11 protein-coding genes are annotated in these 14727 nt (G+C 67.5%); 7 read left to right on the top strand and 4 right to left on the bottom strand.

Annotated features, from left to right (window positions below; translation table 11 throughout):
• Positions 1 to 83 precede the first annotated feature (83 nt).
• Positions 84 to 515, top strand: coding sequence for a hypothetical protein (locus CFB82_RS36550; protein WP_089487212.1), 432 nt, complete (start codon positions 84 to 86; stop codon positions 513 to 515).
• A 6-nt stretch (positions 516 to 521) separates the two neighbouring features.
• A complete protein-coding gene (locus tag CFB82_RS36545) occupies positions 522 to 1286 on the top strand; it encodes a hypothetical protein (RefSeq protein ID WP_143751027.1) in 765 nt (254 codons plus the stop codon).
• Between the two features lie 468 nt (positions 1287 to 1754).
• Here the strand turns inward: CFB82_RS36545 and CFB82_RS36540 are convergent, their stop codons facing one another.
• Positions 1755 to 2054, bottom strand: a complete 300-nt coding sequence (locus tag CFB82_RS36540; protein WP_089487251.1) for a hypothetical protein — start codon at positions 2052 to 2054, stop codon at positions 1755 to 1757.
• A 296-nt stretch (positions 2055 to 2350) separates the two neighbouring features.
• Here CFB82_RS36540 and CFB82_RS36535 point away from each other — a divergent pair, with 296 nt between their 5' ends.
• The 4 genes from CFB82_RS36535 to argE all read left to right on the top strand — a co-directional run bounded on the left by CFB82_RS36535 (position 2351) and on the right by argE (position 6064).
• Positions 2351 to 3709, top strand: coding sequence for a flavin-containing monooxygenase (locus CFB82_RS36535; protein WP_089487210.1), 1359 nt, complete (start codon positions 2351 to 2353; stop codon positions 3707 to 3709).
• Positions 3710 to 3784: 75 nt separating this feature from the next.
• Positions 3785 to 4222 carry a RidA family protein gene (locus tag CFB82_RS36530; protein ID WP_089487209.1) on the top strand — a complete coding sequence of 146 codons (438 nt, stop codon included), beginning with the start codon at positions 3785 to 3787 and terminating at the stop codon, positions 4220 to 4222.
• Between the two features lie 8 nt (positions 4223 to 4230).
• Entirely contained in the window at positions 4231 to 4908 is a 678-nt protein-coding gene (locus tag CFB82_RS36525) for a DUF1028 domain-containing protein (protein ID WP_069249466.1), read from the top strand.
• The gene (gene argE, locus CFB82_RS36520) at positions 4901 to 6064 is read left to right on the top strand and encodes an acetylornithine deacetylase (protein ID WP_089487208.1); all 1164 of its coding nucleotides are present in this window, start codon (positions 4901 to 4903) and stop codon (positions 6062 to 6064) included. The genes CFB82_RS36525 and argE overlap by 8 nt, the downstream gene beginning before the upstream one ends.
• An 80-nt stretch (positions 6065 to 6144) precedes the next feature.
• Here argE and CFB82_RS36515 read toward each other — a convergent pair whose 3' ends face one another.
• Positions 6145 to 7068, bottom strand: a complete 924-nt coding sequence (locus CFB82_RS36515) for a LysR substrate-binding domain-containing protein (protein ID WP_069249468.1) — start codon at positions 7066 to 7068, stop codon at positions 6145 to 6147.
• 394 nt (positions 7069 to 7462) lie between these two features.
• Here CFB82_RS36515 and CFB82_RS36510 point away from each other — a divergent pair, with 394 nt between their 5' ends.
• Complete coding sequence (locus tag CFB82_RS36510) at positions 7463 to 8884, top strand: purine-cytosine permease family protein (RefSeq protein WP_089487207.1); 1422 nt, start codon at positions 7463 to 7465, stop codon at positions 8882 to 8884.
• Between the two features lie 57 nt (positions 8885 to 8941).
• Here CFB82_RS36510 and CFB82_RS36505 read toward each other — a convergent pair whose 3' ends face one another.
• Positions 8942 to 11221, bottom strand: a complete 2280-nt coding sequence (locus CFB82_RS36505) for an FdhF/YdeP family oxidoreductase (RefSeq protein ID WP_089449425.1) — start codon at positions 11219 to 11221, stop codon at positions 8942 to 8944.
• Positions 11222 to 11346: 125 nt separating this feature from the next.
• Positions 11347 to 14193 (bottom strand): ATP-dependent Clp protease ATP-binding subunit, encoded by a 2847-nt coding sequence (locus CFB82_RS36500; protein WP_089487206.1) that lies wholly within the window; start codon positions 14191 to 14193, stop codon positions 11347 to 11349.
• Positions 14194 to 14727 lie beyond the last annotated feature (534 nt).

Genomic DNA, 14727 nt, shown 5'->3' with positions numbered 1-14727 from the left:
GGCGCGTGACGAACCGGCGCCGTTGCCCGGCGCCGGTTCACCTCGGTACTTCGACAACGCGGACATGACGGGGAGACGCGGGCATGAGCTACACACCCGAAACCGGCAGCCTGGTGGGGCTGTGGACCTATCGCAGTTTCCTGAACGATCCCGACCCGGCCACCGCATTCAACGACCTTGAATTCGGCCTCGGCACGATCGAGATCGCGCACGCGCCGGCGGGCATTTTCAAGGGGCGCATTTTCGGACCGGGGTGGGAGCTGCAGCTCAACGGCTGGATTACCTACGGGAATCCGGGCACGGTGCGGTTCCAGGGGCGCGGCGTGGTCAGCGGCGAGGAATGGGTCTACGACTATGTCGGCTACGTGAGCGCGCCCTGGCCCAACGGCATCGATCAGCGCCCGGCGCTGACCGGTTCGATCGTCCGAACGGTGCCGCATGCGAGCGGCACCGGCGGCGTCGCACCGGCCGGGGTGGTGTGCTCGTGGTATGCCGTCATGAGAGATCCCGCCTGAACGGCCATGACTGCGCCGACTGCACCGCCGGCTGACCCGGCCAGGCGTCCGGCGACGGTGACGGACGCGATTCGCGCCTGCGTCGGGATCGGGCCTGCGCGAACGGCTGTTATTTCGCTATCCGAACGGGTGGGCGGCGCGATGGCATTCGCGCTTCTCGGCTACCTGGCTTGCGACTTGCCGACCCGGCTGCACGGTGCCCCTTCCAGCTGGATATGGAACGGCGTCGGCGCAATGGTTTGCGGCATCGCCGGCTATTCGATGAAAGGCGGAGCGTCCGGCGGGTGCGCGCGCAGGGCGATGCTCCAGTGCATGGCGGCCATCTGCGCGGGATTGACGCTCGATGCCATACGGTCGCCCGTCGAAGCCATTCTCGACATCTGCGGTGGAACGCTCGATGCCGGCGCGATGTGGAACACGCTCGTGCTGCATCTCCAATGGTTCCCGATGTCGATGCTGGCCATGCTGGCGCTGCTGATCTTGCGCGAGGCCGACCGCAAGGATGGGCAGCGGCGCAGCACGGTACGAGCGCTGGTTCGGACTCCGGCTCGGGTCGCGCTTGAATTTGCGGCGATGTTGCTCGTCATGGCGCTCGGCATGACCGCGATCAGGGCATTGGCGCTCGGTCTGGGGCTGCGTTGGGACACGAGCGGCGTGGCGGTTGCGATGCTCGTCAGCATGCTGGCGAGCATCGCATTGAGCGATCGGGCGGCGCGCGCAGGGCGGGCGTTGAATGGTCGATTACGAAATAAAAACATCCATATTACTTAGGATGACAAAAAACCGGAGATCGTATTCGACGAAACATGATCGTGGCGTGAGTCGATTGCAATAACGAAGATCACGCGTTCGGCGGCAAGCGAATGGCGCGCAACGGTATCGGCCGGCATGCGCGGGACGACTGCTTGCCCGCGAATCGCCGCGTTGGACGTCGGGTCGTGCGCGCAGTGGCGTTCGCGCCGGCGCCGGGCAAACGTGCATGCGCCGGCAGCGAGTACACGGCTACTTTCGATGTGACGGCGTGGAAGGTCGCAGGGATGCAGTTGATCAGGCGATCATGCAACTGCGCAATAGCAAAAGAGGCGCGGCCATCTCTTGTCAGACGAGGCCGCGTTCAAGCTGATCTGGAAAAGTGTGATGACGCGGTTTGCGCTCATTTACCGGAGCGCTTTGGCATCCGAATCCGGGTTTTAACCCGCGTCACACGGAAGTTGCGCGTACGCCAGGCGGCGGTCGTCACTATTCACGATGCTCGCCCTCGTGCTCATGCTCGTGCTCATGCTCGCGCCACGGATCACGATCGCGCGGATGACGATGCCTCCACTCGTCGCGTTCCCAGTAGCGATGGCCGTCCCAGTAGCGGTCTCCGTGCACGCCGATCTCGACCGATACACCGGCCCCCGGGGCGGGCGCTCGCTCTTCGACCCTCGGTGGCGGTGCACCGTAGCCTTGCGCGAAGGCCGTGCTGGTCGCGGCGAGTGCGCCGCCTGCCACGAGGGTCGCCAGAATTCGACGCGTTGCAATTGTCAGGGGTTTCATCGAGCCGTCCTCCATTGAATGCCGACCATGACTCACGCGCATGATTCGTTCCCGTATGGCGCGGCAGATGCCTCGCTCGCCATTTCGACCCCGCCGCCGCGTCACCTCGCAGCCAGTGCTGACCCGGTGTGGGAGCGCATGATGTCTCCGTTGATCCCCCAGCTTTTTTCTCGTCAACAACGACAAAAAACATCATTTCGCCCACGCCGGGCTGTCAGCAGAATGTCTCCATTCCCACTCGCGCGACGACACGGGCATACGAGCCTCGCAGCGAGCCGCACCTCAAGGAGACAGCCGTGGCAGTCGAAACAACTTCAATCGATACGCTCATCGTCGGCGCCGGCCAGGCCGGCGTGGCCATGAGCGAGCACCTGGGCAAGCTGGGCGTACCGCATCTCGTGCTGGAGCGCAGCCGCATCGCCGAGCGCTGGCGCACCGGGCGCTGGGATTCGCTGGTCGCGAACGGCCCCGCGTGGCACGACCGCTTTCCCGGCCTCGAATTCGACGGCCTCGATCCCGATGCGTTCGCAACGAAAGACCAGGTCGCCGACTACTTCGAAGCGTATGCGCGCAAGTTCAACGCGCCGATCCGTACCGGCGTCGAGGTGAAGCAGGTCGTGCGCAATGCCGGCAAGCCGGGTTTCATCGTCGAGACGTCCGACGGCACGATCGAGGCGAACCGCGTGGTCGTCGCGACCGGGCCGTTCCAGCGCCCGGTGATTCCGCCGATCGCGCCGGACGACGCGCGCGTCGTGCAGATGCATTCCGCCGACTATCGCAACCCGGAGCAGCTTCCGGAAGGTGCGGTTCTGGTGGTCGGCGCGGGGTCGTCGGGCGTGCAGATCGCCGACGAGCTGCAACGCGCGGGCCGGCAGGTGTACCTGTCGGTCGGCCCGCACGATCGGCCGCCGCGTGCGTATCGCGGCCGGGATTTCTGCTGGTGGCTCGGCGTGCTCGGCGAATGGGACAAGGAAGTCGCGACGCCCGGCCGCGAACACGTGACGATCGCGGTGAGCGGCGCGCGCGGCGGCCATACGGTGGATTTCCGCAAGCTCGCGAACCAGGGCGTGACGCTCGTCGGGCTGACGAAGTCGTTCGACGGCGGCGTGGCCGTGTTCGAACGCGACCTGGCGATCAATCTCGCACGCGGCGACGACAACTACCTGTCGCTGCTCGACGCGGCCGACGCCTATGCGGCGCGCAACGGCCTCGACCTGCCGGAAGAGCCGGAGGCCCGCCGCATCCTGCCGAACCCCGACTGCGTCGCGCATCCGATCCTCACGCTCGACCTTGCCGGCGCGGGCGTCACGTCGATCATCTGGGCGACCGGCTACGCGGTCGACTACGGCTGGCTGAAGGTCGACGCGTTCGCCGACAACGGCAAGCCGCAGCACCAGCGCGGCGTGTCGAAGGAGCCGGGCATCTATTTCCTCGGGCTGCCGTGGCTGTCGCGGCGCGGCTCCAGCTTCATCTGGGGCGTGTGGCACGACGCGCGGCACATCGCCGATCACATCGCGATCCAGCGTACCTACCTCGACTACCACGACGCAGCGCAGCGCCGCTCGACTGCGCACGCGGAGCAGGACGGCGCCGCGCCGCACGCCGACACGCAGCCGCACGCCGACCCGCAGCCGCTCGCCGACGCGGTGAACTGACCGAACCCATGCCGCTTGCCGTACCGCGTCTGCTGCCGGTGCGGCGGCGTGGCCCCTGACGACTGAAGGATTCCGATGAGCCAACCCACCCATACCCGTATCCGCATGTTCAACACAAAGGATACCTACCCGAACCAGACGCTCGACAACGACCTGTGCCAGGCCGTGCGGGCCGGCAACACCGTCTACGTGCGCGGCCAGGTCGGCACGGATTTCGACGGCAGGCTGATCGGCCTCGGCGATCCGCGCGCGCAGGCCGAGCAGGCGATGAAGAACGTCAAGCAACTGCTGGAGGAAGCCGGCAGCGACCTCACGCACATCGTGAAGACGACGACCTACCTGATCGACCCGCGCTATCGCGAACCCGTGTACCAGGAAGTCGGCAAGTGGCTGAAGGGCGTGTATCCGATCTCGACGGGGCTCGTCGTGTCCGCGCTCGGCCAGCCGCAGTGGCTGATGGAAATCGACGTGATCGCCGTGATCCCGGACACCTGGCAGCCGAACCGCGCGTAGGAGGCGATATGACTTTCTCCATCGTCGGGCGTTGCCCGGAGACGGGCCAGCTCGGCATTGCGATCAGCTCGTCGAGCATCGCGGTGGGCGCGCGCTGCCCGTGGGTGCGCGCGGGCGTCGGCGCCGTCGCGACGCAGAACATCACGCTGCCGGCGCTTGGGCCCCAGATCCTCGACCTGATCGAGCACGAGCAGCTCGCGCCCGCCGCGGCGCTCGACCGCGCGCTCAGCGCGAACGGCTGGAGCCAGTACCGGCAGGTCACGGTGATCGACGGGCAGGGGCAGACGGCGTGCTTCACCGGCAAGGAAGCGCTCGGCACGCATCACGCGGTGCAGGGCGACCAATGCGTGGCGGCCGGCAACCTGCTGGCCGCGCCGGCCGTGATCGACGCGATGGCGCGCGCCTTCGAACAGGCGCCCGGCCTGCTCGCCGATCGGCTGCTGGCCGCGATGCACGCGGCGATGGCCGCCGGCGGCGAGGCGGGGCCGGTGCATTCGGCCGCGCTGAAGGTGGCCGGCGACGTGACCTGGCCGATCGTCGACCTGCGTGTCGACTGGGCCGACGCCGATCCGATCGGGCAGCTCGATGCGCTGTGGCACGCGTATCGGCCGCAGATGCAGGACTACCAGACGCGTGCGCTGAACCCTACCGCCGCGCCGAGCTACGGAGTGCCGGGCGATGAATGACACGTCGAGCCGCGCACTGCTGGAACGGCTGGTCGGTTTCGCGACCGTCAGCCGCGAGTCGAACCTCGAGATGATCGGTTTTATCCGCGACTATCTCGCGGGCTTCGGCGTCGAGAGCGAACTGTTCTACAACGCGGAGCGCACGAAGGCGAGCCTGTACGCGACGATCGGGCCACGCGACCGCGGCGGCATCGCGCTGTCGGGCCATACCGACGTGGTGCCGGTCGACGGGCAGGCGTGGACGGTCGAGCCGTTCAGGCTGACCGAGCGCGACGGCCGCCTGTACGGCCGCGGCACGGCCGACATGAAGGGCTTCATCGCGTCGGTGCTCGCGGCCGTGCCGGCGTTCGTGGCCCGGCCGCTGAGCGTGCCCGTGCATCTCGCGTTCTCGTACGACGAGGAAGTCGGCTGCCTCGGCGTGCGGCCGATGCTCGACGCACTGGCCGCGCGCGAGCACCGGCCGCGCCTGTGCCTGATCGGCGAGCCGACCGAGCTGAAGCCGGTGCTCGGTCACAAGGGCAAGCTCGCGATGCGCTGCCACGTGAAAGGTGCCGCATGCCACTCGGCGTACGCGCCGTCTGGCGTCAACGCGATCGACTATGCGGCGAAGCTGATCGGCCGGCTCGGCGAGATCGGCGCGGCGCTCGCGCGGCCGGAGCGACACGACGCACGATTCGATCCGCCGTTCTCGACCGTGCAGACGGGGTTGATCAGGGGCGGCCGCGCGCTGAACATCGTGCCGGCCGAATGCGAGTTCGATTTCGAGGTGCGGGCGCTGCCGGATTTCGATGCGCACGACGTGCCAAGGAAGCTGCAGGACTACGCGGAATCCGAACTGTTGCCGAGAATGCGCGCGGTGCAGGCCGATACCGACATTCAACTGCAGCCGCTGGGCGCCTATCCGGGGCTGGCGACCGCGCCCGACAGCGAGGCCGCGCGCCTGCTCGCGATGCTGAGCGGCTCCGATGCCTTCGGCACGGTGGCGTTCGGCACCGAGGGCGGGCTGTTCGGGCAGGCCGGCATTCCGACCGTGGTGTGCGGGCCCGGCAGCATGGACCAGGGGCACAAGCCCGACGAGTTCGTCACGCTCGACCAGCTTCACGGCTGCGACGCGATGCTGGGGCGGCTGGCCGCCCATCTCGCCGCGGCCGCCTGACGCGGCGCGCCTGACCGACACGACCGACACGCACGCACCGCATCCCGCGGCGCGTGCGTTTTCGTGTTCCTTCCGGTTCCTTATCGCGCCGCTTCCGCGACGATCTGCGCGAGCCGCTCGCGGCAGAAATCGACGAACGACTGCGCCTGCTTCGTAAGTTGCCCGCGCTTCAGCCGTGCGCTCACGAGCCCCGAGGGGCTCACGGTTTCGCTGAGGCCGATCGTCACGACGCGCTGGCCGTCGTACGTGTATTCGGAATGCGGGCGTGTGACGAGCAGCGAGAAGCCGAACCCCTGGCCGACCATCCCGCGCACCATCTCGATCGACGGCGACCCGAACACGATGTTCGGTGTGAGCCCGAGTTCGTGAAAGAGGCTGACGAAATACGTGCGGCTCGGCTGCACGTCGAGCAGGATCATCGGTTCGACGCAGAGGTCGCGCAGCGATACGTGCGTCTGGCCCGCGAACCGGTGGTTCTCCGGCAGCAGCACGTACGGCTGCTGCGGCGGCATCAGCGGCTCGGTCTCGATCGTGCCGTCGAGATCGTGGTCGTACATCAGCGCGAGATCGAACGTGCCCGACGTCAGCCCCTGCACGAGTTCCTGCTGGTCGCCGTCGCGCAGCCGGATGTTCACGCCCGGGTAGCGCTCGCGAAAGCCCGCGATCAGTTGCGGCAGATAGAGCGGCGCGACCGTCTCGAAACAGCCGATGTCGATCTGCCCGGTGATCACGTCGTTGTCGGCGAGTGCGTTCTGTTCGAATTCGTGCGCGATGCGCAGCAGTTCCTGCGCTTTCCGATAGAAGCGCGTGCCGCTCGGTGTCAGCGATACGCCCTGCGCGTGATGGCGGATGAACAGCTTCACGCCGAAGCTTTCCTCCAGGCCCTTGATCGCGCTGGAGATCGACGGCTGCGCGATGAAGAGCTGGCGCGACGCCTCGGCGACACTGCCGGATTCCACCGTCGTCACGAAGTATTTCAGTTGCCGCAAAGTGTAATGAGCCACAAGCGCCTCTGATGCACGGCCCCGGCGTGCCGCCGCGGGCGCAATCTGTCCATGGTTTGCGTAGCACCTTACCTGAAAGCCCCCCGGCGCCGAAATGTCCGCTGCAGAGCTTTTTCGTATGTCGCGAAAATATTTTTAGTATTTTCCGGTCGCGCGGGTCGTGGCGCACCATCGTCTCCAACCTGGATCAAGCAGCAAACGAAGCGGCCGCGCACGCACCGCCAGGACCTGTCATCCGTCCCCGCACGCGCATCGTCCGCTTCGTTCGACCCCGCCGCGCGTGCACGCGGCGCGTCGTCGCTCGCGTATCCGGACCCGATTGCAGGCGCGTCCCCCAACGCGCGCCGGCTGACACGGCAAGCGCGCATCGCCGCGCAGGACAGGAGACATCACCATGACGAACGTGGACCGCAACGCGTCCCCGATGATAGAGAAACACACGATCGGCTACGTGCCGCCCGCGGAGCGCCACGGCAAGGTGCGCGACCTGTTCACGCTCTGGTTCGGCGGCAACATCGCGCCGCTGCCGATCGTGACCGGCGCGCTCGGCGTGCAGCTTTTCCACCTGAACCTGTTGTGGGGCATCGTCGCGATCGTCGTCGGCCAGGCGGTCGGCGGCGTACTGATGGCGCTGCATTCGGCGCAGGGGCCGCAGATGGGCATCCCGCAGATGATCCAGAGCCGCGCGCAGTTCGGTTCGTGGGGCGCGCTGCTCGTGACCGTGATCGCGGCCGTGATGTACGTCGGCTTCTTCGCGTCGAACATCGTGCTGGCCGGCAAGTCGGTGCACGGCATCGCGTCGTCGGTGCCGGTGCCCGTCGGCATCGTGATCGGCGCGGTGGGCTCGGGGCTGATCGGGATCGTCGGCTACCGGTTCATCCACATCCTGAACCGGATCGGCACGTGGGTGCTCGGCATCGGCATCCTGGTCGGCTTCTGGATGATCCTCACGCACGTGACGACCGACGATTTCCTGACGCGCGGCGGCTTCAACTTCGCCGGCTGGCTCGCGACGGTGTCGCTGTCGGCGTTGTGGCAGATCGCGTTCGCGCCGTACGTGTCGGACTATTCGCGCTATCTGCCGGAAAACGTCGGCGTGGCCTCGACGTTCTGGGCGACCTATCTCGGCTGCACGATCGGCTCGACGCTGGCGTTCATCTTCGGCGCGGTCGCGGTGCTCGCGGTGCCCGCGGGCGCGGACGCGATGGATGCGGTCAAGCAGGCGACGGGCCCGCTCGGCCCGCTGATGCTCGTGCTGTTCCTGCTGAGCGTGATCAGCCACAACGCGCTGAACCTGTACGGCGCGGTGCTCGCGGTGATCACGTCGGTGCAGACGTTCGCGTACCAGTGGATTCCGACCGCGAAGGCACGCGCGGTGGTGTCGGTCGTGATCTTCGTCGCCTGCTGCTACGCGGCGATCGGCGCGTCGACGAACTTCGTCGGCAACCTCGTGGACCTCGTGCTCGCGCTGCTCGTCGTGCTGGTGCCGTGGACGGCGATCAACCTGATCGACTTCTACGTGATCCACAAGGGCAAGTACGACATCAAGTCGATCTTCATGGTCGACGGCGGGATCTACGGCCGCTTCAACCCGCAGGCGCTGCTCGCGTATGCGATCGGCATCCTCGTGCAGATTCCGTTCATGAACACGCCGATGTATGCGGGCCCGATTCCCGCGCATCTCGGCGGCGCGGACCTGTCGTGGCTCGTGGGGCTCGTGCTGACGTCGCCGCTGTACTACTGGCTCGCGACGCGCGACAGCGCGTATCGGCGCCGGCAGACGGGCGCGACGATGCCGCCGACGGCGGCGCGGTAACAACGGGGAAGGAAGGGGGCCATCGCGTCCGTCGAGACACGGTGGCCCGTCAGTCGGTCAGACCACCGCCGAGCGCGCGACGCGCACCGGCACCGACTTGTACGACGGCGTGCCGCTTTCCTTGTCGATGTAGTCGAGCGGCACGAGCACGTTCGCTTCCGGGTAGTACGCGCCGACCGACCCCGGCGCGATGTCGTACTCGATCGCGGTGATCTTCTCGAGGCGCAGCGCGCGACCCGATGCGGTGACCGTCTCGATGTCGACGAGGTCGCCGTGTTCGAGCCCGTACTTCGCGAGGTCGGCAGGGTTCATGAACAGCACGTCGCGCCGGCCGAACACGCCGCGATAGCGGTCGTCGAGCCCGTAGATCGTCGTGTTGTACTGGTCGTGGCTGCGCAGCGTGATCAGCCGCAGCACCTGCTCGGCGCCGAGCACGTCGGCGTCCTCCTTGACGCCCTTGTAGACCGAGAACATCGCCTTGCCGGTCGGCGTCGGCCACACGCGCTCGGTGGGCGGCAGCGGCAGGCGGAAGCCGCCCGGCGTGCGGATGCGTTCGTTGAACGCCTCGAAGCCGGACACCGTCTTGTCGATCAGGTCGCGGATGCGGTCGTAGTCGGCGATCAGGTCGAGCCACGCGACCTTGCTGGCCGGCAGCGTCGCATGCGCGATGCCCGCGACGATCGCCGGCTCCGAGCGCAACTGGTCGGACGCCGGCTTGAGCTTGCCGGCCGACGCGTGAACCATCGACATCGAGTCCTCGACGGTGATCGACTGCCGGCCGGTGGCCTGCATGTCGAGCTCGGTGCGGCCGAGCACCGGCAGGACGAAGGTTTCCTTCGCGACCAGCAGGTGCGAGCGGTTCAGCTTGGTACCGAGATGCACGCTCAGGTCGAGCTTCGCCATCGCCGGGAACGACTGTTCCGGATCGGGCAGCGCGACCGCGAAGTTGCCGCCGAGGCACAGCAGCGCCTTCGCGGTGCCGTCGATCATCGCCTGCATCGCCTGCACGGCGTCATGCCCGTGATGCGCGGGCGGCGTGAAGCCGCACACGTCCTCGATCTTCTTCAGGAACTCGGCCGACGGCTTCTCGGTGATGCCGACCGTGCGGTTGCCCTGCACGTTCGAGTGGCCGCGCAGCGGACACACGCCGGCGCCGGGCTTGCCGATGTTGCCGCGCATCAGCAGCAGGTCGGCGATCAGGCGCACGGTTGCGGTGCCCTTGTTGTGCTGCGTGACGCCCATCCCGTACGTGACGATCGTCGCGTTCGACTTCGCATACGCGAGCGCGACCTGTTCGAGCTGCGCCTGGCTGAGCCCGCTCGCGCGCTCGATGTCGTCCCACGACGTGGCTTCGAGGTCGGCCGAGAACGCGTCGAAGCCGTTGGTGTGCTGCGCGATGAAGTCGCGGTCGAGCACGTCGCCGCGCTCGGCTTCGAGCTGCAGCAGCGCCTTCATGATGCCCTTCAGCGCGGCCGCGTCGCCGCCGGCGTCGACCTGGTAGTACGTCGACGCGATCCGCGTCGAGCCGAACGACGCCATCTCGATCATGTCCTGCGGATCGGCGAAGCGTTCGAGCGCGCGTTCGCGCAGCGGGTTGAACACGATGATCGGCACGTTGCGGCGCGAGCACTCGTGCAGCGTGCCCATCATCCGCGGGTGGTTCGTGCCGGGGTTGTGGCCGATCGAGATGATCAGCTCGCAGTGGTCGAAATCCTCCAGCGATACGGTGCCCTTGCCGATGCCGATCGACTGCGGCAGGCCGACGCTGGTCGGCTCGTGGCACATGTTCGAGCAGTCGGGGAAGTTGTTGGTGCCGAGTTCGCGCGCGAACAGCTGGTACAGGAACGCGGCTTCGTTCGACGCGCGGCCGGACGTATAGAACTCGACCTGATCGGGCGGCAGCGCGCGCAGCACTTCGCCGATGCGCGCGAACGCGTCGTCCCATTCGATCGCGCGGAACGTGTCGGTCGCGCGATCGTAGACGAGCGGATGCGTGAGCCGGCCCATGTTCTCCAGCTCGTAGTCCGACATGCGCAGCAGCGACGACACGGTGTTCGCCGCGAAGAACTCGGGCGTTACGCGCTTGGTCGTCGCTTCCCACGTGACGGCCTTCGCGCCGTTCTCGCAGAACTGGAACGTCGACTTGTGTTCCTTGTCGGGCCACGCACAGCCGGGGCAGTCGAAGCCGTCGGGCTGGTTGGTCCGCATCAGCACGATCGGTGCCTCGATGGTTTCCATTTGCGTGCGCACCGCATCGGCTGTCGCGCGAAGCGCGCCCCAACCACCGGCGGGCCCGTCGTACTTCCTGATGCCTGGCACTTCGCGTCGATTTGTCATTTGAATCTCCATCTGCCGTTCCCGGTGCGGGCGGCTCGGTTTGCGCCGTGTCGCGGCGTGGGGCGACTCCGTCCGGTGGACGGAGCCGGTCATGCATGCCCCGTGCGTGCGGGGCGTGCGGGTTTTCAGTGCGCGTCCTTCTTCGCGCCGGACGACTTCTTGCCGGACGCTTTCGCGGCAGGCGCGGGCGGCGGTGCATCGGCGGGCGTGTCGCCCGTCTTCGCATCGTCGGTGGCCTTGGCCGCCTTGCCGTTCGGTTTCGCCTTGCCGTCGGCGTCCTTCTTCGCGTCCTTGGTCTCCTTCGCTTCAGGCGCCGCGAGCTTGGTGAACTTCACTTCGTCGCTGGCCTTGTCGTAGTCAACCTCGCACCGGTCGCCCGACTTCAGCCGGTCGGCGAGGATCTCCTTCGCGAGCCGGGTCTCGATGGTCTGGCGGATCTGGCGCTTCAGCTCGCGTGCGCCGAACTCCGGCTGGTAGCCGGCTTCGGTCAGGTGCTCGACGAGCGCGTCGCCCATCACGAGCGTGATGTCCTGCGCCGCGGCCGTGCGCACCACGCGGTCGAGCTGGATCTGCACGATCGCGCGGATGTTCTCCTTCGACAGCGCGTGGAAGACGATCACCTCGTCGATCCGGTTCAGGAACTCGGGCCGGAAATGCCCCTTCAGCACCTGCATCAGTTCCTCGCGGATCGCCTTGTCGGTCTTGCGCGCGGCTTCCGGTTGCGTGAGGTTGTCCATGATGATCGCGGCGCCGAGGTTGCTCGTCGCGATGATGATCGTGTTGCTGAAGTCGACCACGCGGCCCTTGCCGTCGGTCAGGCGGCCGTCGTCGAACACCTGCAGCAGCACGTTGTAGACGTCCGGATGCGCCTTCTCGATCTCGTCGAGCAGGATCACGCTGTACGGGCGGCGCCGCACGCGCTCGGTGAGCTGGCCGCCTTCGTCGTAGCCGACGTAGCCGGGCGGCGCGCCGATCAGCCGCGCAACGGCGTGCCGCTCCATATACTCGGACATGTCGATGCGGATGATCGCCTGCTCGTCGCCGAACACGGTCTCGGCGAGCGCCTTCGCGAGCTCGGTCTTGCCGACACCCGTCGGCCCGAGGAACAGGAACGTCGCGATCGGCCGGTGCGTCTGGCCGAGCCCCGCGCGCGACAGCCGCACGGCATCGCTGACGGCCACCACCGCGTCGCTCTGGCCGACCACGCGCTCGCGCAGCTGCTCTTCCATCTTCAACAGCTTCTGGCGCTCTTCCTGCGTGAGTTCGGACACGGGGATGCCGGTGAGCCGCGACACGACCTCGGCCACCGATTCGACGGTGACTTCGAGCGTCTCGGAGCCGGTCTTGCGCTGCCACGCCTCCATCATCTCGTCGACGGATTTCTGCTTCGCGTTGATCTGCTCCTCGAACTGCTTCGCTTCGTCGAAGCGCTTGCGCGACGTGGCGTAGTCCTGCTCGCGCTTCAGTTGCGCGATCTGCGCTTCGCCTTCCTGGATGTCGACCGGGCGCGACGTCGCACCGATCCGCACGCGTGCGGCGGCCTGGTCGATCAGGTCGATCGCCTTGTCGGGCAGGAAGCGCGACGTGATGTAGCGATCGGCGAACTCCGCGGCCGCGACGAACGCGTCGTCGGCGAACGTCACCTGATGGTGCGCCTCGAGGCTGTCGCGCAGCCCGCGCAGGATCACGATCGTCTGCTCGACGCTCGGCTCCGGCACGAACACCGGCTGGAAGCGCCGTTCGAGCGCGGCATCTTTCTCGATGTACTTCTGGTATTCGTTGAGCGTCGTCGCGCCGATCAGGCTCAGCTCGCCGCGCGCGAGCGCGGGCTTCAGCACGTTCGCGATGTCGAGGCCGCCTTCGCCGCCGCCCTGGCCGGCGCCGACGATCGTGTGCAGCTCGTCGATGAACAGGATCAGTTCGTCCTGCTTCGCAGTGACTTCGTCGATCAGCTGCTTCGCGCGCTCCTCGAACTCGCCGCGATACTTCGCGCCGGCCACCATCGAGTTGATGTTGACTTCGACGAGCCGCTTGTCGCGCAGCACCTCGGGCACGTCGCCGTTGACGATCCGCTGCGCGAGCCCTTCGACGATCGCCGTCTTGCCGACGCCCGGCTCGCCGATCAGCACCGGGTTGTTCTTCTTGCGGCGCGCGAGCACCTCGATCGTGCTCTCGATTTCCTGCGCGCGACCGAGCACCGGGTCGAGCTTGCCCTGACGCGCGATCGCGGTGAGGTCGCGGCCGAACTTGTCGAGGTTCGGCGTGCCGGTCGGCGCATCGACGCGGCCGTCCTCGGCGCCTTTGCCGACCACCTTCACGACTTTCTGGCGCAGCGCCTCGGGCGTCACGCCGTATTTCTTCAGCAGCGTGCCGGCGACGCTGTCCGGCACCGACGCGAGCCCGATCAGCAGGTGCTCGGGGCCGATGTACGAGTGGCCGAGATCGCGCGACGCCTGGAACGCGTACTGCACGGCCTTCTTCACGCGCGGCGAGATCGACAGCTTGTCGAGCGGCGCATCGGGATCGGCCGTGCCGGTGTGCGCATGCGCGTCGATGTACGACTTGATGTCGTCCGGCGACAGCTTCAGTTCCTTCAGCAGCGCGGCGCACACGTCGGTGTCCGCGAGCGCGTACAGCAGGTGTTCGGAGTCGAGCTCGCTGCGGCGCAGCTCGTGCGCCTTCTCGGCCGCGCGCTGCAGCAGCTCCAGCGTCTGCTCGCTGAACGCGTCGGTCGGGTCGACCGATTCGCGCGGAATCTCGGCGGCGAGCGGCGCGTCGTCGTCGAGCCCGCCGAACAGCGACGACGAGCCGCCGCCCAGCAGCGAATCGAACGGGTTCAGCATGCTCTGATGCCGCATCAGCTGACGGAAGTGGTAATCGCAGATCGAGATCGTCTTGCGCTCGCCGTCCTGCATCACGGTTGCGCGCGCGACGGCCGGCCGGGCGTGGCAGATATCGCAAAGTGCGGGCATGGTGGTCTGGCTCCTGTCGGTGAAAGTGGGTCGAAGGGTGAAGTCCCGATGCGGTGCGGCGCTTGGGCGCGTCCGACCGCGAACGCACGACACGCGGCACGGCGGCGCGCGGGCGGCACCGGTGCTGTCACGCGGCGCGCGTCGGCGTCGTGCACGGTCGCGGTCAGGGCGGCAAGCGTGCGTGCCGGGAGGAGCCCACGGCATCGCTTCGACTGCGTTCAAAATAGCGAATCGGCGGAGGCTATCCAAGGCACAGTTCTGCACCGGCCCGGCCGTGAATTGCACCCTCGCATGCGCTCGCGCACGGGTGGCAAGGAGTACAGACGGGCGGGCGCACGGCGCCACGGGCGTGCGCGGCGTGCGCAGCGTGGGATGACAGGAAGCGGAAGCGGGCGGAACGCGAACGGATCGCGGTGCGACATCGGCGCGCAGGGCGCCGGTAATCGGGGGACGAAAGGCAGCGCGGATGGAGAGGCGCGACGCAAGCGCCACAGGGGGCGCGTGCCGCGAGCGGTCAAGCGTCGCCCCACACGC

It is taken from the genome of Burkholderia sp. HI2714 (assembly GCF_002223085.1).
GTDB classification, from domain to species: Bacteria; Pseudomonadota; Gammaproteobacteria; order Burkholderiales; family Burkholderiaceae; genus Burkholderia; species Burkholderia lata_D.
This window is presented reverse-complemented; position numbering and strand designations above follow the sequence as displayed.

What these genes read in the sequence shown, in the direction of transcription:
- CFB82_RS36550 (WP_089487212.1), top strand. Translation starts at nt 84, where the DNA reads ATGAGCTACACACCCGAAACCGGCAGCCTGGTGGGGCTGTGGACCTAT.
- CFB82_RS36545 (WP_143751027.1), top strand. Translation starts at nt 522, where the DNA reads ATGACTGCGCCGACTGCACCGCCGGCTGACCCGGCCAGGCGTCCGGCG.
- CFB82_RS36540 (WP_089487251.1), bottom strand. Translation starts at nt 2,054, where the DNA reads ATGAAACCCCTGACAATTGCAACGCGTCGAATTCTGGCGACCCTCGTG.
- CFB82_RS36530 (WP_089487209.1), top strand. Translation starts at nt 3,785, where the DNA reads ATGAGCCAACCCACCCATACCCGTATCCGCATGTTCAACACAAAGGAT.
- CFB82_RS36525 (WP_069249466.1), top strand. Translation starts at nt 4,231, where the DNA reads ATGACTTTCTCCATCGTCGGGCGTTGCCCGGAGACGGGCCAGCTCGGC.
- argE (WP_089487208.1), top strand. Translation starts at nt 4,901, where the DNA reads ATGAATGACACGTCGAGCCGCGCACTGCTGGAACGGCTGGTCGGTTTC.
- CFB82_RS36510 (WP_089487207.1), top strand. Translation starts at nt 7,463, where the DNA reads ATGACGAACGTGGACCGCAACGCGTCCCCGATGATAGAGAAACACACG.
- CFB82_RS36505 (WP_089449425.1), bottom strand. Translation starts at nt 11,221, where the DNA reads ATGACAAATCGACGCGAAGTGCCAGGCATCAGGAAGTACGACGGGCCC.
- CFB82_RS36500 (WP_089487206.1), bottom strand. Translation starts at nt 14,193, where the DNA reads ATGCCCGCACTTTGCGATATCTGCCACGCCCGGCCGGCCGTCGCGCGC.